This is a genomic window from Salmonirosea aquatica, assembly GCF_009296315.1.
In the GTDB taxonomy this organism is placed as follows: domain Bacteria; phylum Bacteroidota; class Bacteroidia; order Cytophagales; family Spirosomataceae; genus Salmonirosea; species Salmonirosea aquatica.
The window spans coordinates 262235-286965 of the sequence record NZ_WHLY01000002.1; the positions used below are offsets into that span (position 1 = coordinate 262235).

At 50.6% G+C, this 24731-nt stretch carries 18 protein-coding genes; 3 read left to right on the forward strand and 15 right to left on the reverse strand.

What is annotated here, in order from left to right; all coding sequences use genetic code 11:
• Positions 1–34: 34 nt before the first annotated feature.
• Complete coding sequence (locus GBK04_RS02015) at positions 35–3322, forward strand: glycosyl hydrolase (RefSeq protein ID WP_152756402.1); 3288 nt, start codon at positions 35–37, stop codon at positions 3320–3322.
• Positions 3323–3674: 352 nt separating this feature from the next.
• Here GBK04_RS02015 and GBK04_RS02020 read toward each other — a convergent pair whose 3' ends face one another.
• The 13 genes from GBK04_RS02020 to GBK04_RS02080 form a co-directional block, all read right to left on the reverse strand.
• Complete coding sequence (locus GBK04_RS02020) at positions 3675–5840, reverse strand: polysaccharide lyase family 8 super-sandwich domain-containing protein (RefSeq protein ID WP_152756404.1); 2166 nt, start codon at positions 5838–5840, stop codon at positions 3675–3677.
• A 131-nt stretch (positions 5841–5971) separates the two neighbouring features.
• Complete coding sequence (locus GBK04_RS02025) at positions 5972–7057, reverse strand: PepSY-associated TM helix domain-containing protein (protein ID WP_152756406.1); 1086 nt, start codon at positions 7055–7057, stop codon at positions 5972–5974.
• 219 nt (positions 7058–7276) lie between these two features.
• A complete protein-coding gene (locus GBK04_RS02030; protein ID WP_152756408.1) occupies positions 7277–8020 on the reverse strand; it encodes an outer membrane lipoprotein-sorting protein in 744 nt (247 codons plus the stop codon).
• A gap of 59 nt (positions 8021–8079) precedes the next feature.
• A complete protein-coding gene (locus GBK04_RS02035; protein ID WP_152756410.1) occupies positions 8080–9354 on the reverse strand; it encodes an ABC transporter permease in 1275 nt (424 codons plus the stop codon).
• A complete protein-coding gene (locus GBK04_RS02040; RefSeq protein WP_152756412.1) occupies positions 9351–10505 on the reverse strand; it encodes an ABC transporter permease in 1155 nt (384 codons plus the stop codon). Before GBK04_RS02040 ends, GBK04_RS02035 begins: the two co-directional genes overlap by 4 nt.
• The gene (locus GBK04_RS02045; protein ID WP_152756413.1) at positions 10502–11215 is read right to left on the reverse strand and encodes an ABC transporter ATP-binding protein; all 714 of its coding nucleotides are present in this window, start codon (positions 11213–11215) and stop codon (positions 10502–10504) included. The genes GBK04_RS02040 and GBK04_RS02045 overlap by 4 nt, the downstream gene beginning before the upstream one ends.
• Before the next feature lie 26 nt (positions 11216–11241).
• Positions 11242–12390: a hypothetical protein gene (locus GBK04_RS02050; protein ID WP_373330642.1), complete on the reverse strand. Its 1149-nt coding sequence runs from the start codon at positions 12388–12390 to the stop codon at positions 11242–11244.
• Positions 12387–12998 carry a TetR/AcrR family transcriptional regulator gene (locus GBK04_RS02055; protein ID WP_152756415.1) on the reverse strand — a complete coding sequence of 204 codons (612 nt, stop codon included), beginning with the start codon at positions 12996–12998 and terminating at the stop codon, positions 12387–12389. Before GBK04_RS02055 ends, GBK04_RS02050 begins: the two co-directional genes overlap by 4 nt.
• Positions 12999–13260: 262 nt before the next feature.
• Positions 13261–16395, reverse strand: coding sequence for an efflux RND transporter permease subunit (locus tag GBK04_RS02060; protein WP_152756417.1), 3135 nt, complete (start codon positions 16393–16395; stop codon positions 13261–13263).
• A gap of 172 nt (positions 16396–16567) precedes the next feature.
• Complete coding sequence (locus GBK04_RS02065) at positions 16568–17662, reverse strand: efflux RND transporter periplasmic adaptor subunit (RefSeq protein WP_152756419.1); 1095 nt, start codon at positions 17660–17662, stop codon at positions 16568–16570.
• Positions 17663–17698: 36 nt separating this feature from the next.
• Positions 17699–19060, reverse strand: coding sequence for a TolC family protein (locus GBK04_RS02070; protein WP_152756420.1), 1362 nt, complete (start codon positions 19058–19060; stop codon positions 17699–17701).
• Positions 19061–19118: 58 nt separating this feature from the next.
• On the reverse strand, positions 19119–19595 hold the full coding sequence (locus GBK04_RS02075) for a GbsR/MarR family transcriptional regulator (RefSeq protein WP_152756422.1): 477 nt from the start codon (positions 19593–19595) through the stop codon (positions 19119–19121).
• A 186-nt stretch (positions 19596–19781) separates the two neighbouring features.
• Positions 19782–20906, reverse strand: a complete 1125-nt coding sequence (locus tag GBK04_RS02080) for a DUF2911 domain-containing protein (protein WP_373330643.1) — start codon at positions 20904–20906, stop codon at positions 19782–19784.
• 182 nt (positions 20907–21088) lie between these two features.
• Between GBK04_RS02080 and GBK04_RS02085 the strand changes: the two genes are divergently transcribed.
• Complete coding sequence (locus tag GBK04_RS02085) at positions 21089–21847, forward strand: ThuA domain-containing protein (protein ID WP_152756426.1); 759 nt, start codon at positions 21089–21091, stop codon at positions 21845–21847.
• Positions 21848–21852: 5 nt separating this feature from the next.
• Here GBK04_RS02085 and GBK04_RS02090 read toward each other — a convergent pair whose 3' ends face one another.
• Positions 21853–22698 (reverse strand): TlpA family protein disulfide reductase, encoded by an 846-nt coding sequence (locus tag GBK04_RS02090; protein ID WP_152756428.1) that lies wholly within the window; start codon positions 22696–22698, stop codon positions 21853–21855.
• Positions 22699–22747: 49 nt separating this feature from the next.
• Positions 22748–23611 carry a sugar phosphate isomerase/epimerase family protein gene (locus GBK04_RS02095; protein ID WP_152756430.1) on the reverse strand — a complete coding sequence of 288 codons (864 nt, stop codon included), beginning with the start codon at positions 23609–23611 and terminating at the stop codon, positions 22748–22750.
• A gap of 154 nt (positions 23612–23765) precedes the next feature.
• On the opposite strand from GBK04_RS02095, the gene GBK04_RS02100 reads away from it, so the two are divergent.
• The gene (locus tag GBK04_RS02100; RefSeq protein ID WP_152756432.1) at positions 23766–24722 is read left to right on the forward strand and encodes an NAD-dependent epimerase/dehydratase family protein; all 957 of its coding nucleotides are present in this window, start codon (positions 23766–23768) and stop codon (positions 24720–24722) included.
• Positions 24723–24731 lie beyond the last annotated feature (9 nt).

Below are 24731 nucleotides of genomic sequence, written 5' to 3' on the forward strand. Positions count from 1 at the left end.
ACCGCTCCGATTTTCAAACCCTCACTTTTCCGCTATGAAGTACCCCCATTCCCTTTCGATCTCTCTTTGGCTGCTGCTCACAACGGGCGTGTGCGCCCAGGATTTGAAACCGGGCTTTCAGAACCCACCCAACGCGGCCAAGCCCCGCGTGTGGTGGCACTGGATGAATGGCAACATTACCAAAGAAGGCATTCAGAAAGACCTGGAATGGATGAAGCGGTCGGGAATCGGGGGTTTTCAGAATTTTGACGCTAACCTGTTCACGCCCGTGGTAGTGCCCAAAAAGCTCGTCTTCATGACGCCCGAGTGGAAAGAAGCCTTCCGCTTTACCACCGAGTTGGCCGACAAATCCGGTCTGGAAATGGCCATCGCGGGCTCGCCGGGATGGAGCGTGACAGGCGGTCCGTGGGTACCCCCGCAGGACGCCATGAAAAAGTACGTCTGGACCGAAACCCAGGTCACGGGCGGACAGGCTTTTTCAGGAAAACTACCAAGGCCCTCGGATGCTACGGGCAAGTTTCAAAACGTGAAGCTGGAAAGTGGCGGCCTGATGGGCGGCTTTGTGGGCGAAATCCCGAGCTTTTACCAGGACGCCGCGGTGGTGGCTTACCGGGTACCTTCAGGTGAAAAATCAATCGTCGAACTAAACCCGACGGTCACGTCGAGCGGAGGTACCTTTGCCCTGAAAGACCTGACCGATGGCGACCTGACCAATGCCAGTACGCTGCCCCCCAAAACAGCCGGAGAGGAAATCTGGATTCAGTATACCTTCGACAAGCCGCAGACCATCAAGGCATTCAGCGTGGCGGGCGCTAATCATGTGGGTCTGGAAGATTTTAACGGCGGCCCCGAAAACCGGTCTTTGCAAGTAAGCGACGACGGCGTCACCTTCCGGCAGGTAGCGACGGTGTCGGGCAGTATCGTGCCCCAGAATACGGTAAGCATCACCCCTACCACCGCGAAATATTTCCGGCTGGTGTACAAAACTTTGCAATCGGAACCCAACCTCTTTGCGGCCATGGCGGGCATGAAACCCGAGCCGCCCAAACCCCTGGGCGTGGAAGTAGCCGAGTTTGTCTTATACACAACCAGCCGCATCGATCAGTTTGAGGATAAAGCGGGTTTTACCCCCTGGAAAGAAGAAAAAACTCTGCCCCAATCAGCGGCGGATGCTATTCCAGAAAATGGCGTTGTGGATTTGACCGCCAAAATGAACGCCGACGGTACTCTCGACTGGCAGGTACCTGCGGGCGACTGGATCGTGGTGCGGTTTGGGTATACCCTGACCGGCCGTCAGAATCATCCCGCTTCGCCCGAAGCCACCGGGCTGGAAGTGGACAAGCTGGACAAAGAAGCGGTGAAGAAATATATCAATACCTACCTGGACATGTATAAGGACGCCACCGGAGGTATGATGGGGAGCAAGGGCTTACACTATATGGTGCTGGACAGCTATGAAGCCGGGCACATGACCTGGACCCAACGCTTCCCGGAGGAATTTCGCCAGCGACGCGGCTACGACATCCTGACCTGGCTGCCCGTGCTCACCGGTCGGGTGGTCAAAAGCACCGAGGCCAGCGAAAAGTTTTTGTGGGATTTTCGGAAAACCATCGGCGAGCTGATCGCGGAGAATCATTACGATGTTATCGGCGAAGCCCTCCACAGCCGGGGCATGAAACGCTATACCGAATCGCACGAAAACAAGCGGATTTTTCTGGCCGATGGCATGGATGTCAAGCGCTATGCCGACATACCCATGTCGGCCATGTGGACGCCGGGCAGCCTGGCCGGAGGCAACGACGAAGAGGTACGGAGCAAGGCGGATATCCGCGAATCGGCGTCGGTGGCGCATATCTATGGTCAAAATATTGTGGCGGCCGAATCCATGACCGCCATTGGCAATGCCTTTGCCTACTCACCCGAACGGCTCAAACGCACGGCCGATATGGAAATGGCTTCGGGACTCAACCGCTTCGTGATCCACACCTCAGTGCATCAGCCGCTTGACGATAAGAAACCGGGCTTCAGCCTGGGGCCGTTCGGCCAATGGTTTACGCGCCAGGAAACCTGGGCCGATCAGGCCAAATCCTGGATGGATTATCTGGGGCGAAGTTCGTATCTACTGCAACAAGGGAAGTACGTCGCCGACGTGCTGTACTACTACGGTGAAAACCACAACATCACTTCTACTTTTGCTCAAAGTCTCCCGGCGGTACCCGCTGGCTATGCGTATGATTTTGTCAATGCATCCGCCCTGCTGCATGTCGTACAAGCCAAAAACGGCCAACTTGTTACCCCCAGCGGCATGACCTACAACCTGCTCGTTTTGGACGAAAGTGCCCGGTACATGACGCTCCCCATTCTGAAAAAAATAAGTGAGCTGGTCAAAGCGGGCGTAAAAGTAGCGGGTACCCAGCCCGAAAAATCACCCAGTCTGGCGGATAACGAAGCCGAATTCCAGGCGCTGGTCAAAGAAATCTGGAGCAAGCCGAATGTTTCTTCCCAACCCATCGGCGAAACTTTGAAAGCAGCGGGCATCAACGAAGATGTAGTCATAAAAAATGCCGACGCCGAAATCCTCTACGTCCACCGCCAAACCGCCGATCGGGATATCTACTGGCTCGACAACCGCAGCGATGGTCCCAATGACGCTGAGGTAAGCTTCCGGATAACGGGTAAGGTACCTGAACTATGGAGCCCCGTGACGGGCAAGACCGAGCGCGTTTCGTACCGGGTTCAGGAGGGCCGTACGCAGGTGCTCCTACACTTCGATTCCTGGGATGCCTTTTTTATTGTTTTCAACGATAAAACCACGGCTACCTCGTACACCAAACCAGCCTCAACCGAGAAGCCGCTCCTGACCATTTCCACCCCCTGGCAGGTAAGTTTTCAGGAAGGACGCAGTGCCCCGGCCAAGGCTACCTTCGATAAATTGGGTTCCCTGACCGAAAGCAGCGAACCGGGCATCAAATATTTCTCAGGTACCGCTTCGTACCTGACCGACTTTACGTCTCCGGTGGCGGGCAAGGGTGTGGTGGATTTGGGAGATGTAAAAAACATTGCCGAGGTGTACCTGAACGACAAATACCAGGGTACAGTCTGGAAAAAGCCCTTCCGCCTGGACCTGGTTGATCCGCTGAAAAAAGGTACCAACACCTTGGAAGTAAAAGTCACCAACCTGTGGGTCAACCGGCTTATTGGCGACGCGCAGCCCGAAACGACTCAGAAAATTACGTTTACGACCATGCCTTTCTACCAGGCCAATTCCCCACTGCTGCCTTCGGGCCTATTGGGGCCCGTGACGGTATTCAGTAAACAATGACCTGCTTCAGCCATTAAGAGGCAGCGTAAGGACTAAATAGAAAAATTCAATAAAAAATTTCATTTTTTATTTGGTTAATTCAATTGTTGCTACTATCTTAGCATCATGATATCTGGCAAAAACAATTGTCTCAGGACAAAGCAACCAGACACCAAAACGAAGACCTGCCAGAAATGGCGGGTTTTCGTTTTTTTAGGGCAATTTGTAATGAATAGCACCTTATAAAATTTGTAAGCATGAAGGGGATAATCGGGATTTTTCCGATTATCCCCTTCATGCTTACTTCTATATATAGGTTTCCGGTCAAGTAATTCTTACGGAGGCCAGTCTTTGATACATCATCCAGCCTCCTCTACTCCACTTTGAAACCCACACTTTTCCCCAAATACACGCCCTGAGGCAGGTCCACGATAAAGAGTGTGCTGTTCTGCTCTTCGTCCACTACCGTGCGGAAATTTTCGCCTTTCGCTTTGTAGATGCCACTCACGGACAGCAGCAACCGGCTTTGCTTACGGGACGGATCGGCCAGGGTCAGCTCGTAGAGCCGACCATTCCGCATTTTCAGCATCGCCATGCCGGGGCTGTCCAGCCGTACGTTCACACCTTTTTCAATATCAATTTCGCCCGCCTGGTAGAACGCCAGTTGGGTGATGCCCAGTTTACTTTGTTTGACGGCTTGCAAGGCCGAAGTATTTGATAAGATTTCGATGGCGCGGTTGTTCTGACTGGTAGCGTTCAGTTGCTCCGCCGTGACGTCAGGTACTACGATGTACTGGTAGGAGGCACCATTCGGTTTCTTGCCGTGGTCGAACCACAGCGTAAACACTTCCTCGTTGACGGGTTCCTTGCTGATGTTTTTCTGGTCGGTAATGGCCGCCCAGCTACCCGTTTCGGTCTGATTGGACAGGTTGACGGTGGCCGGTTCTGGAAACAGGTACCCTATCCTGTCGTGGTGCACCCATTTCACATTTTGCAGGGTACGGTTTCCGGTTGAAACCTTCTCCAAGGTACCCGCCTGCATCACGTTTACATCGCTCCGCAGCAGCACCTGGTTGAGCGTCGTGGCGACGTCCAGGTTGGCTTTTGATTTGATATCGGTACCCAGACATACGTACTCATCGTCGAAGAAGAACCACGATTTTTTAGCTTCCAGCGGGTCGTGCGGACTTTTGAAATCAAAAACTACGGCCCCGTACAACCCATCGGTGACGGCTCCCACAAAATCGGTCAGCCCTTCTTTCTGAATCTGATCGGGGCCTGGAAGCTGGGCCTTCTGCACAATGGTGGTACCCGAAATCTTCTGCCAGTCGTAGACGGGCCAGATGTTGAGGTACTCGTCGCCTTTCAGCACCAGGTAGTTGGTACCGTCGGCCCGGTGGTGGGTGAGTTTTCCCGGTCCGTTGTAGGGCTCCTCCATATTCCGGTTACGGGTCGAAAACATGCGGACGGTGGTGTAGAAATTGGGACGCTGGAACACAAAATGTTCGGTCTGCCAGAAGAACTTGGCAAAGGATGCCGACGGTTTGGCTTCGCCTTTCCGCAGCCGGATGATTTCTTCCAGTTCGTCTTTCCGGTAGTCGGTACTCACCAGTACCCGTTCGATTTCGAGGGTACCGTGCGGCTGGAAAGATGACTTACCCGATATGCTGCGGTTTTTCACGCTCACATCGCTATAAATCCCGTAGACCTGCTGCTTGTATATGCCGTCGAGGTAGTAATCGACCAGCTGGTTTATTTTTTCCTTGGAAAAAGCGTAGGGGGTACCCGATACATAGTACGACCATTCGCCGTAGGCATTGGCGTATTTGCCGTACCCGTACGAATCGGTGTTGTTCACGCGGTCGACCCGGTGGTGGAAACTGTAATCGTGCTGCATGCCCCGCTCGCCCGTCGAAAATTTCAGCTCACCCTCGATGATCTTGATGATCTTATCGAACTCCTGGTAGTCTTCCTGAAAGAGGAGGTTTTTGGCCAGAATACCCGCAATCACGATGCGGTCACCGCTGGGGCGGGCGCCGGAAGCATTCATGTTGGCGCGGAAAATCATCGGCTGGGCCTTGGTCACGAGGTCTTTGGGTAGCTCGTCCCCCATCACCAGCATCAGATTACCCAGGTTGGTCGGCGTGGTGATTTGATTGTCGTGCCAGTTATCGCCCACGAAATCGTTTTTTACCCAAAAAGCCAACCCTTTCTCGATCTGTGCTTTGAGCGGCTTGCTGCGGTAGTACTTCGACGCTTTGTTTTTGTAGGCCTTGGCCATGTACACCAGGTCGCGGGTGTGGCCGCCATGCGGAAAGCTGGCCGTACGGCTGAGGTCGTCGTAGTTGATGCCCTTAAAACTACCATCGTCGTTCATTTTGGCCATCAGGGCCTCCACCATCTTATCGTCAATTTCGGTTGCCATCAAATCGGCGACAATGCGCTCCTTGATGATTTTGACATCGTTCTGGGCGAGGGTAAAGGTAGCGATCAGCGCCAGGATCGGCACCATCGTCAAGCTCCGCAGCAGGTACTTCATAGCAAAAGTGATTTTGTAAAAATTTCTGAATTGATTCTCTTTATAAAGCGGGGGATGGCCCTATTCTATTGATCGTTGGGCATGAGAGAAGACGCCCGCTTAGCCGGGTACCTTGCTGTGAGTGCAAGGCATTATAGTTTCCGGTTGCTCCACCAATAAATAAATCCGGTGATGGAAAGTGAGGCGCCGATGAGGGAAGCCATAAAAACCAAAAGCCGGCTGGTAATGCCAAAAAGATTACCCAAATGGATATCATACATCAGTCCATTCCAGGTAGTAAAGCCGCTACTGGCGGTGTGAAGCCCATTCTTAAAATGGCCGGTCAGTCTTTTGCCCGAATACCGGTCAAAGTAGTAGTGATCGACACTAGTTACGGTTCTGTCTTTACTCGATACGGATACCTGAATGGGATCATCGGCCGCGTGGGGATTACTGATCCTGATATTCCGGTCGGGATATTGGTGCCGGAACTGCTCGCCCAGGTAGTCCATCAGGCGATACTGGTCCTGCTCCGATTGCGGGGTACCCTCCACCGAATGCGGCACATCATAGCGGATGAGATCTTCCTGATACAGAGTCCGGATTGAAGATTTCACAACCTGGAATCCCCAGAAAAGTCCCGTCAGCACCAGGAAGATCAGGATCCAGCTACTATAAAATCCCAAAACATTGTGCAAATCGTAATTGAGCCTTTTTTTGGAAGCGCCCCATTTGATGGTGAATCGTTGTTTGCGTTGTGACTTCCGGGTAGGCCACCAGATCACGATTCCGGTAGTGATCATAAGCAGGTAGAGTAAGGTACCCCAATGCACGATTTCGCGTCCGACATCGCCCAGCATAAGATTCCGGTGTAAAAATTTCAGGTTGTTCAGCCAGCCTTTTTTCATATCCTGCAAATGGATCAGCTCCCCGGTGTAGGGGTTCAGGTTGGCGTGATAATACGTCCCGGGCACATAGTAGAGGAGTTGGACAGCCTTCGAGGTACCCCGGTAGTAGACCGTGCGCAAGTCGGCATTCGGTAGGGCGGACTCGACGGATTTTTTAAGGGTGGAAATGGCCACAAAGGGTTTTTGCTGTGGCTCGACGTTTTCCTTATAGGTGATGGCGGCAAATTCCGGCTCCCAACAGTAGAGGGCTCCCGACAGGGAAATCACCAAAAACAAACTCCCCAGGGGAAGCCCCAGCCATAAATGCACCTTTCCGAACCAGTACTTCATTGATTCTCTGTAAATACTTTCGTTGTTTGAGTAGTGTCCGTACTTGCGGAAGAAAGTCGTGCAGGTACCTTCCCTACTATACCGAATGAAATATCACATATGCTCCACTCTGATAGCGACTTTGCACAAAAATTGAATGCAATTCCAAACGACTGCCCCCCCCTATCGCTTTGGCAAGGTACCTACCGCATGCATGGTTAGGCTGCCAATCCTGTACTTTTACTTCTTCAAAGAAGCTTTACTGAATATGTAGTCAGGGATGTTTGGATTGAAATCAATACTAAGGACGATAAAATCGGTCCCCTTCCCGTCTTTGAGCATGTCGCGGTAGTTAATTTTTTTGGGATACCACCTACCCTCGATTTTGGCCACATCGCTCATCAGGGTCTTCTTCAGCAGCTGTCCGCTTTTGGCGTACAATTCCTCCTGCAACGGCACGAAACGCTCCTGATCCACCCACAATTTGCGCCGATCGTAGGTGGCGTCGGGTACCCTGGCTTTCAGATCCAGTACCCAGGCTTTGCGTCCCTCCACCGTTTCCTCGCCGGTGACTTTGGCGGCATACATTTCGGTAAGCTTGCGTTCTTCCATCATGTCTTCGTACGACAGATCGGAACCCATCACTGATTGCCGGAGCATGTGCCCACTCAATTGGATGGTGCGGTCCGACGAGGGGGAATAAATCCAAAGTTTGTCGTCCAGCTTCAGCATCTTGGTACCCTTTTCACGTTCCGGCGAGAGGTACTCCGTGAAGGATTTGCCGGTACCCTCGCTGTACCCTTTGGAAGATACGGTACGGTCGTTGCGACGGCCATGGATGACCATCTGTGACTCGACGATCTGGGTTTTGGCAATCATGTTTTGGTCAACTTTGGCCAGGATGCCAGCGGCATCGGGTCCCTGGCCTTGTGCGTAGCCCGTCAGAACGGCCAGCAACAGCGTATTGATTAATAGATATTTCATAAGTCATCAGGGTGTTTTAAAGTTAAGAGGACTTGTCCTAGAAACGAATCTTTTTTTTGTCATACTTCCAATTCTTTGATAAGGGTCGCGGTTTCGCGGCGGTAGATGGCCAGGCCCGAAAGCATATTACCCAGTACCATGGCAAAGAGGCCGGGGGTAAACCCAATCACAAAAAGGTCGGGACTTACCCTGGCCCGGACTACCGAAGGCATCATCATGGTAGCGTTGTCGAGGTACCGGCCAATGTCGATTCCGTAGGTTTGCAGATACAAGGTACCCGCTAGGCCCACAACCGTTCCTACCACCGAACCAATGGTTCCGATCAGGACGGCTTCCAGCAGGAGTGATCCATAAATCTGCCCCTTGGACTCGCCCAATGCCAGGCGGATGCCGAATTCCTGATAGCGGCGCAAACCACCCAGCAGGCCGGTGTTCCAGAGTACCACCGACATGGCCAGCACGAAAAGCGCCACAAACAGGCCCGAAGTCGATTCGGCGTAGTCGATCAGACTAGCCAGGTTATTTTGCTGTTTCAGTGTTTGCATGATGGGCGCAAACTCATCGTTGTCGTTGGCAAAACCGGCGTTGAAAGTCCCGGCCATCTGTTCGGCTCGGTCGTCATCATACACCTCGTTGGGGAAAAAGCCGAGCAACTCTCCCGTTGCGTCCGGCATGTCGAGCAGCCGCTGGGCATCCTGGATATCCACGATGATGGCGCCCTTGTCCAGGCTGGGGGCACCAAAGCGAATGGTACCGGCAACGCGGAAGTTCTGAAACGTCATGCTGCCGTTCATGGTGGTACCTACGTAGGTGATTTCGTCCCCGAGGCCAATCTCGAGCTTTTTGGCGAAGTCAGCCCCGATGATGGCCTCACCCGATTGGGTGGGGATTTTGCCCGATACCAGAGCGTCAGGGATGTTCATACGCTTAATTTCCGTTTTGTCGCCCGACAGCAAATCCACGGCTATACCCGCCGCGGGCCCCTGCCCTTTGGTCAGCCCATTCTGGTCCGGCGCATCGAGCAGGCCGCCGAAGCGGATGCGTTTTTCCCACACAACCTGCGGAAACCGGCTTTTGAGTTTGGTTATTAATTCTTCCACATCCAGCAAGGCCAGGTCGTTGGGAAGCTGGTCCTTATTTTCGAGATAAGCCCGGGTGGTCACCTTTACGTGTCCGGTCTCGAAGCGGGCGCTCTGATTCACTACATCGCCAAGCACCCCCCGGATATAGCCGCTCAACAGTACGGTGAGCGCTACCCCGATGCTCACAATCAGAATAGGCAACTGGCTGCGGCTTTTGTCGCGCAGAATACCTTTGAAAAGAAACTTGATCATTGCAGTTTGCCTTTGAGGGCGTTTACCGGATTCATGGTGGCAATTTTCCGGGCGGGCAGATAGCTCACTAGGGTGGAGGCCAGTACAATCACCAGCATGGTACCTGCCACCAGCATGAGCCCATACACCGGAAAGATACGTTCGGCCAGTGCTACGCCCATATTTTGACTGGCCGGCGGAATGCCGATGCCGTGGTTGGCAAAATAGATGAACAGGGGAATGCCGTACAGAGCTCCTGCCGCCAGCGCAAACAGACTGTACATCCCCCCTTCGACGGTGAACAGGCCGACTACTTGCTGACGGGTCATACCCAAAGCCACATAGGTACCTATCTCTTTCTGACGCCGGAAAATTGAAAGTACCTGGGTATCGAAAATGGCCAACAGCGCAATCCCCAGCAACAGAATAAACAGTATGTACCCACTGGATTTTTTCATTTCGATAATCTGGGTGATGTTTTGCAGCAAGGTTTCTTTGCTTTTAAACGTCCATCCTGCTACCTGCGGGTTGTCGGGTTCTGAGTCAAAAACCGCCAGGGTAGCCTGTCCGGTAAGGCCCGTCATTTCCCAAAGCTGGTTGATATCAATCCAGATCTGACCATTATCCACCGCACTCACGTCGGTATCGAATACATCCACAATGGTAGCACTTCCCGCATCGAAGGTACCGTGGCGGTCGCGCCAACGTAAAAGAACCTGATCCCCTACCTTGAGATGGGCCGATTCGGCCATGCGTTGGCCGATGATCGCCGGAACTTCCGCCCGGGAGACAGCCAGTTTACGGGTGGGTAGCTTCAGAGTCTTCTGGGCAGGGTCAATTCCCTTCAAAATCACCGACAACATGCGTCCTTCCGGGTAAATGGACGCCTGGCGCATCAGAATGGGTACCAGGGTACCTTGGGCGCGCGGAACAGGTCCATGACCCTCCTGAATCGAAAAAGGATCCTGCGGGTCGTAGGCCTCGTGCAGGAGTTGCCCTTGCCCGAACTCCCAGGCGATGCCATCGCGCCGGGCCTGCTCGTTCCAGCCATCCAGCATACCATTGAAAAAGATGATCAGCACGAAGGAAAAGGAAAGCACCCCCGCGTTGAGTCCGGTGCGCAGCCCCGATCCCAGCAGGTTTCGGAGTGCTAGTTGAAAAGCAAGTTTCATGGGGCGGGTGTTTTGGGTACGACAAGTTCGTCCTCCTGTAATTTCCCGTCGGCCAGGTGTACCATGCGGTCCAGGTACTGCATTACTTTTTCGTCGTGGGTCGAGAAGAGGAAAGTCGTTTTCAGTTCACGATTGAGCGTCTTCATGGTTTGCAGGATCGCGTGTGCATTTTTGGCATCCAGGTTGGCCGTAGGTTCGTCGGCAATCAGAATATCGGGACGTTTGACCATGGCGCGGGCAATGGCCACCCGCTGCCCCTCACCGCCGGATAGTTTGGCGGGCTTCTTATCGGCCATACTCTGCAGCCCTACCCATTCCAAAGCTTCCATCACCGCCTTTTTACGTTCCGCCGCCGATTTGTCTTGCAAGAGCAAAGCAAACTCCACGTTCTCGTAAACCGTATAAACGGGTAGCAGATTGAACACCTGGAAGATGAATCCAATGTGCAGGTTGCGCAGCCGGGCGGATTCTTTATGCGATAGTGAAGCGATGTCTTGACCCATCACCAGCGCCTGCCCTTCCGTGGGGCTATCCAGTGACCCGATGATGTTGAGCAGAGTAGTTTTACCGGAGCCACTTGGCCCTACCAAACCGGCAAACTCGCCCCGCCTGAAATCCAGGGTGATGTTTTCCAGGGCCGTGAACTCGCCGTTACCCACCGGGTACCTTTTGGTGACGTTTTTGAGCTGTACGATTTTTTCAGTTTCCATAGGGTTTTTCAGTCAAGCGCTTCTAATTAATTATTGTACACCAGCATCAGCCGCAAACCAGGTCCGGCAAACGTATTGACCAGCTCATTCTGCCGGATTCCAAGTTGATTGCGTGGATTATAAAAAGCCATAATGTAGGTCGTTATTTTGGGAAACTGATGCTGGAAATTGACAAATAGACTGGGGTCGCGGGTAGTCCAGTTATAGGTGCCCACCCACGACAGGTTGTCGAATAGTCCCAGCGGGTACGACACGTTCATAGCCGTAATGCTGATCGGATCATTCCATTCCAGATTCTTCTCGCTGAAATTCAAAATTAGGTTTTCCAGGACCACATTCAACCCGTTACCGATGCCAAAGGTGTAATCTGCCCCTACATTCAGCAAAGCCTGATTGGTGAGGAGGCCGAGGCTTCGGGCTTTGTGGACATAGGATGCTTCAAACCACAACCCGATGCCCAGATCCCACTTGCCGTCCAGGCCTATCCGGTTTTCCGGAATTTTATCTATAGGTTGTACTCCCGACAGATCCTGAGTATTGGCAGTCCGGTGGTGGTAGGATACCCCTATTTCGCCGCGGGGGGCTGGCAGTTGGACCCGGCCGCCGTATTCAGGTATACGTCGGTTGGTTTCCACCGCATCGAAACCCCGTGTTTTCTTATTTCCATACAGCCCCCATAGCCAGATATTGGCATTGTTGAGGAAATAGTAGCGCACCAATGCACCATATACTCCGTTGGTCAGTTGCAAAGGATCGCGGGGATCTATTTCGTTGAACCACTGCAGCGGTCTCAGCAAAGTAGCCGCACCAAAATCTATTTTCTGCAATCCCACCCGAAATTCAAATTGCCGCCGCGTATACCGCGCCCACAGCCGGTAGGGTGCTAACCTACCCCTGAATTGGACTGATTCGAAAGTATTGGATGAAAATGAACCCGCCACATTGGCTGATGCCTCGAAGTCAATTCGCTGCGCCGTGGCGGAGTCCAGTTGAAAACCATAGCTGATTCGGGGGATATAGCGGACTCCCACAAACAAATCAAGTGCATTGTCCGGCGCATAGCTACCTACCCCCGATACCTGCCCGTCGAAATCCAGACTGTCCTGTCCTACCTGCGCCTGCACTGCACAAGTCCCCAGGAAAAGTAAAATCCCGAACAGCAGGAAAGTTTTCATGGGGCGGTTTCGGGTGTGAGGATTCCGTAAAAGAAGAAATTGGTCAATTCCAGCGCCATTTCTTCTAAACTATCGTACATATTCATAATGGCCGGATCCTGCATTTTTTGGTGCAAAGTATCCAGCATGGCCAGGATTAGCTCAATCCTGATTCCCGGTCTAATCCAGCCTTCTTTTTGGGCGGCCAACAAATCTCCGGCGTACTCGGTCATGAATTCTTGCCGGTGGGTTTCCATGACTTTCCGCAAACTTCCATCCCCGCTCTGGTAGATGTCCTTGATAAACTCATCCCCCATCGTATGAATCTCATTCCGATTCAATTCAATCAGTAGCCTGATTTTTTCAGGGAAGGGTACCTCACTATGCATGATTTCCCGGTACGCTGTCCGCCCCCGCTGGAACATGTCTTCCATGATTCGGACTGCCAGCTCGGTTTTGTTTTCAAAATTGCGGTAAAAGGTCATCTTGCTCAGCTTGGCGGCTTCGCATATTTCATCGACTGTAATCCGCCTGATGCCGTGGCGGTACATCAACTCACGGGCGGCTTCAAAGATCAGCTGATAACTTTTGGATTTGGAATCAAGATATGTGATACTTTCTGATTTCATTGTTACTAATTTTTAATAAATCTATAAAAAAGTAACATTATAATTTATATTTTTTTATCCAACGGATTTTATCCAGGAAGAACGGTACCCTTTGATCTACAATCTAACAATAGAATACTATTTTCAATACACTGATTATAAGAGCATTAAAATTATTATTAATTCCCTTAAACAGGTACCTTGACATAACTCCGCCCTGGCAGCACGGATTTCCGTGAGACTAGGGCGGGGTTGTTATACCGTGAAAGGTAAGCGAAGTAAATCAGGCAAGTGCCTCTTGCATCGGGTGCTTTTCTACTTTCCGTTGTTTCCGGGCAGCCAGCTTCTCCTTGATTACATCGACCGCCAGGTACCCCACGGGCACGATGATCAGCGTCAGGAGCATGGAACTGGTCAAGCCACCGATCAGTACCCAGGCCAAACCGTTTTTCCACTCGGAGCCCGCGCCGGAAGCAATGGCAATGGGAATCATGGCAATGACCATCGCGATAGTCGTCATCAGGATCGGGCGGAAGCGGGCCATGGTACCTTCGATCAGTGCTTCGTAGGAGCTTTTCCCTTCGGCTTTAAGGTGATTTACAAAGTCCACAATCAGAATGGCGTTCTTGATCACCAGACCTACCAGCATAATCAAACCCAGCATGCCGAAGATACTCAGGTTGGTCATGGTCAACGCCAGGGCCAGGAAGGCGCCCGTCATGGCCACCGGTACCGACAGCATCACCACCAGCGGATAAATGTAGTTGTCGTACAGCGCCACCATGATCAGGTACACCAGCACGATGGAAGCCAGCAGGGCGGTCAACAAACTACCAAATGCTTCCGCCTGGTTTTTGACATCACCGGCGGCGGAGATGTATACCCCTCTGGGCAGCGACATGGCATCTATTTTAGCCTGAATCTCCTGCCCTACCGTACCCACCGGACGGCCCACCACCTGCGACTGCACCGTTACGGTAGGTACTTTGTCCTTCCGTTCCAGTTTGGAAGGTCCCGATGAGGAAACTACGTTGGCAAACTGGTTGAGTTTGATCAACTCGCCCCGGGTATTCTGGAAGGTGAGGTTACGGATATCGTCGATATTCTGACGGTCGAATTCGTCGAGTTGTACCTTGATCGGGTATTCGTCGTCGCCCTGCAACAGCTTGCTTTGGTCGTTACCCGTAAAGGCATTTTGCATGGTACTTCCTACCACATCCAGCGAAAGCCCCAGTTCGGCTAGTTTCTGGCGGTCAATCTGCACGGCAATTTCGGGGTTCCCACCTTCAACGGAAGCTTTGACCTCGGAAGTACCTGGGATGGATTTCACGACTTCTTTAAGTTGTTCACTGATCGCCAGAATTGTGTCCAGATCGGCACCTTGAATCTGGAACTGAATGGGGGCCGTACCGGCACCACTCACCATGCTCACGGGAGCGGCCGTAAACTTGGCACCCGGCAGCGTTTCCTGCAATTCGCGCTTGACCTTAGCCGCGTACTCGTTACTCGTCATACCGCGCTGCTCGGCGGGTACCAGCTTGACATTCAACGTAGAAAGGTACGGATTACCGCCCGTGGCGATATTACCACCATCCGATGCTCCCACCGTGGTGAAAACATTTGTTACCATCGGATCGCTCAGCAGCTTCTGCTCTACCTGCTGGGTGAGGAAATTGGTTTGTTCCAGTGGGGTTTCTTTGGGTAGTTCTGCTTTAATCTGGAACTCACCGTTATCGCCGCCCGACACGAACTCAAACCCGATGAAGCCACCACCGATCAGGCCAAAAGAAGCAACTACCAGCGCCATGATGGCAGTGAAGGCAATACGCTTGTGGCGCAGTGACCAATCCAGTATATCCCGATAGAAATTCTGAAAACCCTGGATCAGATTTTCAAACCAGATCAGCGGGCGATCGAGCACGTTCTTCTTGTTCAGGTGTGACAACTTGGTAAAGCGGCTCGACAACCATGGCGTCAGCGTGAACGATACCAGCCAGCTGATCAGCGTAGCCGCAACTACCGTGATGGAAAACTGAAAGAGCAAGTCGGATACTACCCCGGTAACAAAGGTAATGGGCAGGAACACCGCCACAATCACCAGCGTGATGGACGTTACCGAGATCCCGATTTCTTTCCAGGTATCGATAGCGGCCTGTCGGGCAGTTTTGCCCTGCTCCATGTACATGTGGATATTTTCAAGTACCACGATGCTATCGTCTACCAGAATACCAACTACCAGCGACAACGCCAGCAAAGTCATCAGGTTCAGCGAGAAACCCAGCAGCGCCATCACCGCAAAAGTAGAGACAATGGATACCGGAATGGCGACCATGACGATGACCGCATTGCGGATATTATGCAAAAAGAAAAGCATGATAAACGCCACCAGCACAATGGCGATCATGAGGTCATGAATCACCGAATTGGCTGCTTCCAGCGTAAAGTCGGCGCTGTCGTTCGCGATGGTAAAATTCAGATTTTCGGCTTCGTAGCGCTTTTCCAGATCGACCATCGTCTTTTTCACTTCTTCGCTGATACCCACCGTGTTGCCATCGCTGGTTTTGGTGATCAGTACCCCAAGGGACGTTTTGCCATTGATACGCGTCAGGCTACTCGCCTCTTCTTTCGAGTCAAACAGTTCGGCGACGTCTTTCAGGTACACCTGACTGCCATCGGGATTGGTAGTTACGACAAGATTGGACAACTCATCGATGCTGCTGAATTTTCCGCTCAACCGGACAAGTACGTCCTGCTCAGTATTTTTTAGGCTACCCGTCGGGAAGTTCAGGTTAGCGCGGGCAATGGCGTTTGAAATCTGCAGAATCGAGATGTTGTAGTAGCGGAGCTTGTCATTGTTGACGTTGATCTTGATCTCCCGGTTTTCTCCGCCCACTACATTCACCTGCGCTACGCCTTCGATCCGGGCGAGCTCGGGCTGAATGGTTTTTTCAAACAGATTGGTAAACTGAGTTTCGTCCATATCTGAGGAGGCCCCAATCCGCATGATGGGTAGTTCGTCGATGGAGAATTTTCCCAGGCTGGGGTCCTTCACATCGTCGGGCAGCGTGGACTTGATACTGTTCACCTTCCGTTGGGCGTCCTGCAAGGCCATATCAACATCCGTACCGTAAACCATCGTAGCGATGACGATGGATACGCCTTCCTGCGAAATAGCCTGGGTACTTTCCAGATTTCCGAGCGTTGAAATGGCATTTTCTACCTTCTTCGAAACGGCAGTTTCCACTTCGGAGGGAGCCGCGCCAGGATAAACAGTGGTGATGGTCAGGACAGGCGAACTGATTTTGGGTAATAATTCGTAGGTCAGCAGGCTGTATCCCAGTAACCCCAGCAGCACAAGGGCGCTGAAAAGCACGACAACCAGCGTGGGTCTATTGACAGATACTTTGGTAATACTCATGATTATTTAGTTGACAGTTGAAGATGGACAGTTGACAGTTATTTATTTATCGCTCTGGCAATCAGCAACTGATGATTATTAAAATTGAATTTAGATCGGAATAAGTATGCTGAGTTGTGATAATGAAAACTTTATCCCGCTACGTGCGAACTTTCCATTATCAACTCTCAACTCATTCTACTACCCGCACGGTCTGGCCTTCCTGTAAGTTGATTTGGCCCGTCGTGATTACTTTCTCATTTGGCTTCAGACCATTTAGTACAATCACGTCCTCACCGGAAGCATTCTGTACTTCCACGTTGCGGAGCGCCACCTGATTATTTGCGCCCAGCACAAATACCTGCGCATCTTTGATGCTACCCACGATGGCTTTGCGCGGAATGAACAATTTTTCACCCTGGTCAGCCGATTGGGCATCCAGTGCAGCGGTACCAAACATGCCCGCTTTCAGTGAATAAGCGTTATTATTTTTCACTTCTACCTCCACATCGTATTTGCGACCGGCATCGGCTTGTACGCTGATAAGCGTCACGTTGCCCTTGAAGGTATGGTCGGGATACACATCGGTCTGGATGCTGACGGGTTGGCCTTTTTTCAGTTTGATTACATCCTCCTCCGGTACTTTCAGCACCATTTTCAGACTGGAAATATCGACCACGCTACCCAGCTGCATGCCCATGGTGGCAAAACTACCCTGCTCCACTTTCACCTCGCCGATGATGCCCGACATAGGCGAATGCACCACCGTATATTTCATTTGCTGCTGAATGCTGGTCAGACTTGCCCGGGCATTTTCTACATTCAAGGCTACATCTTCGTATTGTTTTTGGCTGATGGCACCGGCTTCCACGAGCCTTTCGTAGCGTTCTTTGTTTTTCACCGCATTATTGTACGATGCTGTAGCCGTAGCCAGGTTGGACTGAATAGCCGTGGGATCGATGCGGGCAACTACCATACCTCGGCTCACGGATTGTCCTTCCCTAATATTCAGTTGGGTAATGGAGCCCTGCGCCTCCGCGATCAGAGGCAGGGTTTTGCGGGCTTCGAACGATCCGGTGAAGCGCAGGCTTTTGTCGAGGTTTTTCAGCTGCGCACTGGCTACTTTTACCGGCATGGCGGTGATCCCCTTTGGCACAGCCTCCGAGCGTTCGTTGATTTCTTTCTTGTTGGCGTACAACCGGAAGCCGATAAAACTAACCAGCAGCACGAGCGTACCAATAACTACCAGGTTCCGGGTTTGAGATTTTTTCTGTGATGCAGTTTTCATTTTTATGATTGTTTTTGATAGGGTACTTGGTTGAATTTAGTTTTGCAGGGGAAGGGCCTGTTTGATAATCTGGGTGAGTTGTCCGCTACTTTGCATCAAGTCTAGCTCGGCCAGGTTGATCTGCAGCATGGCGGTCAGGTATTGGTTCTGAGCTTCTTTCAAGCCATTCTCAGCATTGATCAACTCCGATAACGGTGATATACCCTCGGTATAGGATAGCTTGGCCACGTTGTAGAGTTGTTCGGCCAGCTTCATATTCTCCTGCTGGGCCTGAAGTACCTTCCGGTTCTGCTGCACATTGTTGCGGGCGTTCACGAACTGGTTTTCTACATTCCGCATGAGGTACTTGCGGTTGAGTTCCAGCTGATGTACTTTGTATTGGCTTTGGGTAATCTTACTTTTCTTGGCAAATCCGTCAAAAACCGGGATGCTCAGCCGCAGGCCGTACAAGCCGGAGGGAAAACCCTTCGTAGCTGAGCTGTTAAATAGTTCGTTGGTTTGTGACTGGTAACCAAAGTTGGCAATCAGCGAGAGCGAGGGTAGGTAGCCCGCCCGGATGCTGGCCGTGTTCAGGTCCTGCAATTTGCGCTGGTAGTCTACCAAAGCCAGGTCGATGTTGGCATCCAGGTTCAGTTCCTGCGAAACTGCAATCGGCTCAGTCCCAATATCCGTAATGGCAATGGCTTGTTCGCTGTCCACATTCATCAGCGTTTTCAGATTATTGAGCAACTGAACCCGGCTGTTGGCAACATTGGAAAGCTGAGTAGTCAGGTTCGTGTAGCTCACTTTCAGTTGGTCCACATCCACTTTTTTGACAATACCTTCTTTGAACTGAGCGCTGGTTATATCGATCAGGCGCTGAGTCCGGTCCAGATTGCTTTCTACCAATTCGGTCTGTTTTTCAACCATTTGCAGTTGCATGTACAGGTTGATGACATTGTAAATCAGATCTTCCTTGCTTTTGAAGGTCTGCAATTCATACAGTCCCTGACTGGCCCTGGCGGCTTTCAAACCAATGTTGAGTGCCGGGTTGAACAAAGTTTGTGACACCTGTGCGTTTGCGCCTATCTGATAGCGGGTACCAAACTTGACGGCAATCGACTCACCCGGCCTTCCGAATACTTCACCGGGTAAAATCTGCGAAGCCCGCAGAAAATTATCCGTGTAGGAAGCGTCTGCATTCACCTGGGGCAAGGCTGAGGCTTTCACTTCTTTCACCTTAGCCAAGTTGATTTCTTCGTCCAGTTGTACACTTTGTAGTTGAGGATTCTGCCTGATCGCCAGATTCACCGCTTCTACGAGTGATAGCCGCAACGTGTCGGTAGTTTGCGCGAAGACGGTGCTGGTCAGGAGCAAGAACATTCCTGCAATGCCTGCTTTTCTGATTTCTTTATTCATTTTGTTTTTAATTTATTAGTTAGTTCTAATTTCAAAGAACCATTTGAGGTAAATTTTTTTATTGGTACTTCATTTCAAACTTTTTGTGCAAATCGGGCAGCTCCTCGATCATGAAATGAAGGAAAGCAATAATTTTTTCCAGATTCGCATTGAACTCCACTGTTTCGGTCGGACGCTGATCCCTGATCTGTTGCAGAATATCGACAGCTATTTTCAAACCTTGGTTTTGCTCCTCCATATCCTCCTGCCAGCTTTTGATGCGGCTCCTGAAATACCGCTTCCGGTCTCCCAGCCGGGTGATGTACTCGATCCTGTTGGAGCTCAGGAGTTGGTTAATTGCCACACTGGCCGCACTTTTACTGATTTCGAGCGTTTCCCGGATCTCATCGAATGAAAGCTCGGGATTGTCACTTACCAGCAGCAAGGCCAGAATTTTGGCAACCGCTGGCTGCATGTTCCCTTTTTCGAACAGGACAGCCGCCTTTTCCAGCAATTCAATCTGGTTTTTCCGAAGATCTATCTTATTCTCGCTCATAGTTTTTGCCTTTTGATGGGACAAAGGTAGTTAAGTTCTTTTAGTTCTGCAAATACAGAACTAAATTTATTTTATAATAGTCATTCCGGTCATTAGGAATGACCCAATGAATACGCTTATCTCCCTATGGCATTGGGGTACTCTCCGATTTTAAGGAGGCCTGGGGTACCTGGATCTGGCACCCCGCTATAATGCCTTTCCCTGCTCCAATTGCTTAATAGCCTCGTCAAGCGATTGCCGGTTTACATCGTCCGGCGCTTGCTGGCGGGCGGCTTTGGCATATTCCAATGCCTTTTTCAGATCTCCATTGGCCGAATACCCCCGCATCATACCGACATTAGTTGGCCAGGTACCTTTATGTTTTTTGTAGTTCTGCTCAAAAACAGCCAAAGCCTCTTTTGACTTTTTCTCGCTTAACAATTGCCTACCGTGCTGATGCAATTCAATGGCCGATCCATTTTCCAAGGCTTCATTCATCAGGCTGGCCGCTTCAGTATCTTTACCCATTTTTGCCTGAAGCCGGGCCCTGGTAGAGAGGACGTTGAACGTTCGGATGCCTCCCAGACTGGCGTCAGAAGCCGAAGTTATCCAGCTTAGTGCCTCGGGCAGGTTGGTGTCGTTCTGTAGACACCACCTGGCGGCAGCTATCAGACTGGGTGGATCAAACCCCAAAGCACCGCTCATTTGGGACTTAATACTGGCCAGGACCGTTTCTTTCAGGTCGACTTCAATCGTCATCGGGATTTTCCAGAATTCCCACAACAACGCCAATTCTACTGATTGCTCGGTCTGATGGCCGAATTCATACACCAGACGCTCCTGCAAGGTGGGCAGGTCCTTTTGCTGCCGGGTCGTGACTTTCAGAACATCCTGGGCTTTATCGTAAAAATAGCTTCCCCACCCCTCTGTGTTTTTATTAAAAATCAACGTGCACGAATCGGGATACAAAGCGATAAAAAATCCGTATTTCCCGGCTGACAGGGGCTTTCCATTGATCCGCACATCAGTCGAGAAGGAAATGGTGGTAGCTTCATCGGCACCCGCGCGCCAGGGCGACTCGACGTTGGAACCATAACCAAGCACCGTAAAACCGTAGGGTGCAATGCCGGTACCCCAGATTTTGCCTTCCCGGCCCTTCACACCGGGAGCGTTCCATTTGACCTCGATCACGGTAGCGCCTAAACGCCGGCCTGTAGAATTTGAGAAATTTTGATCGCTAGGTATTCGAAGGGCCTGTCCCTGGGTATCATACGCCCGGAGTGCGCAAATAAGGAACATACTAAACAGACTAAGTGAGTAGTGTTTTTTCATAGCTGAAAAAATTTTAATAAGTAGTAAGCATGCTTGTGGAAAGATACAAAAACGACGACGATTTCTATTCACAAGAGTCATGTAGAATCAAACTTTACAGGAAGGAAGCAACCTGGCTAGTGGGTAAGTCACTGAACATACTTTCTTTTAGGGAGGTGTAGAACCTTATTTCAACGCCCGCTATGAAAAAAAAACTACTGGCCCTTACCTTCCTGCTATTCAAAATCAGTTACCTGTCGGCGCAGGAAATCCTAATGGTAGCCGATGAGTTTCCGGCCATGGAAATTCTGGCCAAAGGCCTGCAAGAGCAGGAAGGGCTCTCATCAAAAATCATCGCGCAGACTGACCTTCCCCAATCTTTGTCGGGGTATCAGGCGGTGGTAGTGTACATTCACAAAGATCTAAATCCGGAGCCGGAGGAGGCCTTCATTCAATATGCCAACGCGGGCGGGAAGCTCATCGTACTCCACCATTCCATTAGCTCGGGTAAGCGAAAAAACAAGGATTGGTTTTCGTTCCTGGGTCTGGAATTGCCCAAAGCGGAAGATACTGCTCCGGCGTACAAGTACATCGACGATATGAACATGGATATTGTGAACCTGGCGCCAACCCATTTTATTACGACAAACAAGGTATCTTACCCCGAGAAAATCAAATATCAGCCGGAAGGTACCTCAAAATCCAGCAAACTCCCCGGCTTCAATTTCCCCAAAACCGAAGTTTATCTCAATCATAAATTATTGACTCCCCGCACGATTCTGCTCGGTTTCAAATTTACCGATCCCGAAGGACGGGAATGGATGCAGGATCGGTCGGCCTGGTGCATGAAGGTAGGGAAAGGCTGGGTATTTTACAGTCAGGCTGGACATTACGCCCAGGATTTTGCCGATCCTACCTACGTCCGGATACTGGCCAATGCTGTGATTTACAAGCCCAATTAGCTTTTTCAAAGACGGGTTTGCTCCGTTTCCTTTTTCAGAGCCGGAATTAGGTCATTGACATCATTGACTACCTTCACAATCTTTCCCTCTCGATTAACGATCAGATGGCTAGGGTACATCATGATACCCAATTTATTTTGCATAAATTCTTCTTGGTTCGGCACAACCGCGTAATTAAACGGCTTTTTTTGAAGGAAGTGTTCTAGCTGAGGCTTGCTATCCATTGCCAAACTAACGAACTGCACCCCGGCATTTTGCTGGTATTCAGAAACAAGTTTGTTTAATTCCGGAAATTCCTTTACGCATGCTACACACCCAATAAACCAGCATTTTAACACCAAAACCTTATCCTTACTTGTTGTACGATCATATAGATTTCCTTTCAAATCCGTAAAGCTGAAATTTGGCATTTCTTTACCTTCCATATTCAGGTTTTTTAGTTCGTTGGAAGCCAAATTTTTGATTGTTGCACTTATACTGGGTTCCCTTTTATTTAGTTTTTGCAAAGTGTACACTGGAACATCATTTCTTTCACTGGTTTTGAGCGCGATAAAATCTCCACTGGTCAGTTTTGTCAGAAAATCTGCCTTTGCCAACAGGCTTGAATCCGTATCGAGTCCGGTAAAGTCTCGGGCCAAATGAATGGTGCGATAATGATAGCTGTACCAAGTCTTGTAGTCTTTTGACAGAGCAACCGCATCGACCACAAAGCTTTTAATCTTTGGCTTGGATCCAGCTTGGCTCGATACTTCAGTACCTTTTTCCCCCTCCCCGCTTTCCCCGGCACTTTGGCATGAAATCAACGAAGGTACCAAGCAAAATATAAGCAAAAGTCTCAGTTTAGATTGCATAGATTAGAATATTAATAAAAGCAGATTGACCAATAGACATATCTTGCCATTACAAGTTCTTCAAATACGTAACGCTATCCTTCAGGGTACCCGGGTTCGATTCCATTTCCACATAGACCACTTTCAATCCTCCTTTTTTGGAGGCCTCAAAGAAATCTTTCCAGTCTACAATACCCTGCCCCAGAACCACCTCTTTTTTATAATCATTGGGATCATAATCCTGCAAGTGCGCCGAGATGAATCGTCCAGGGTACCTCCGGAAATAGTCGGCCGCTTTGTAGCCCAGGGTAGCCACCGCCACCTGAAACTGCATCTTGACGAAATCGGGATTTAACTCCTCCATCAGTACATCGTACATCACTTTTCCATCGAAATTCTTTTCAAATTCTACGTTATGGTTGTGATAACCCGTCGTGAAACCAGCTTTGGCGATTTTCTCACCGATTCGGTTCATCTCAGCACATTTGGCCTTCACCTCGTCCAGAGTAGTTGAAGCCAGTCCGCCGGAACACACGAAATATTTCAGACCCATCTGCCGGGCGAAATCGAGGCGATCGTCCAGATTATCCCGCATTTCGGGCAAAGTGAAGTGGCAACTTTCACACGCAAGTCCCGCATCGGTGATGATTTGTTTCAATTCCCTACCCGAGTACTTTACCAAAGGCGCAAAGGCGAACTTCTGGTACCCCGAGGGGGAACACATTTCTACGTGCTGGTATCCGTACGCTTTCATTTGCTTCAGGGTACCCTCGATGTCTTCACTTATTTCTTTGCGCAGGACATACGACTGGAAGCCGATCGGTTGTTTGACTGCTTTTAAAGGCAACGCGGCCCAAGATTCGCCTGTGGAAAAAGTGAGGGTACCGGCCGCTAGACCCAAAGCGCTGGTTTCAAGGAATGTTCTTCGGTTCATGGGAATTAAGGGGGTAGGTTATCGATTCAATAAGCAAGCGGATTGTGATCCGGAAAGGAAGATACTCATTTCCGGCGATTAATATAATAGTGGGGTAATCGTTGATTTCAATAAAAATCGTACTTTCCCTTTTTATACTGAAAAACTTTACCCGATGCCCCTAGAAGTTAAAACTCCTTCTAACGATCTCCAGACCATCCTCGGTTCGGGTGGCTCCATTGGCGTTGAACTCGCCAAAGCCCTGCCTGAATATACGACCCGCATCCGGCTGGTGAGTCGTTCCCCGAAAAAGATCCATGATTCGGACGAGCTGATGGCTGCCGATCTTTCGAAAGCCAGCGAAATCGACCGGGCGGTCGCAGGCTCAGCCATTGTATACGTAACGGTAGGCTTTGAATACAGCATCAATGTATGGCAGAAAGTATGGCCGCCTTTTATGCGGAATGTCATCGACGCCTGCAAGAAACATAAGGCCAAGCTAGTGTTCTTCGACAATGTTTACATGTACGATCCGGACCATCTGAATCCGATGACCGAAGAAACGCCCATGCGGCCTACCAGTAAAAAAGGAGCGGTACGAAAAGAATTGGTTGAAATGATCATGGCAGAAGTAAAAAGCGGGAAGCTCACCGCACTGATCGCCCGCTCGGCGGACTTCATTGGCCCCAAAAACAGCGTACTGATCGAAACCGTTTATAAGAACTTCCGGCAAGGCAAGAAGGCCAACTGGTTCGCCGATGTGAGCAAATTGCATAATTTTACCTTTACGCCTGACGCAGGTCAGGCTACCGCTCTGCTTGGCAACACACCGGATGCCTATAATCAGGTATGGCACCTACCGACCGACCGGTCTCAGCTGACGGGAAAGCAGTGGATTGAACTGTTTGCCCGGCAGATGAACGTCGAACCCAAGTACCAGGTACTGCCCGTTTGGCTGATGGGTGTACTGGGTATTTTCGTACCAATAATGAGGGAGTTTAAGGAAATGGCTTATCAGTATAGCCGGGATTATGTATTTGACAGTCATAAGTTCGAAGCGCGTTTTCCTGATTTCAAAGTGACAAGTTCGTTGCACGCCGTGCGGGTCATTGTGGATGGAATGGTACTTTGATTCTTGATT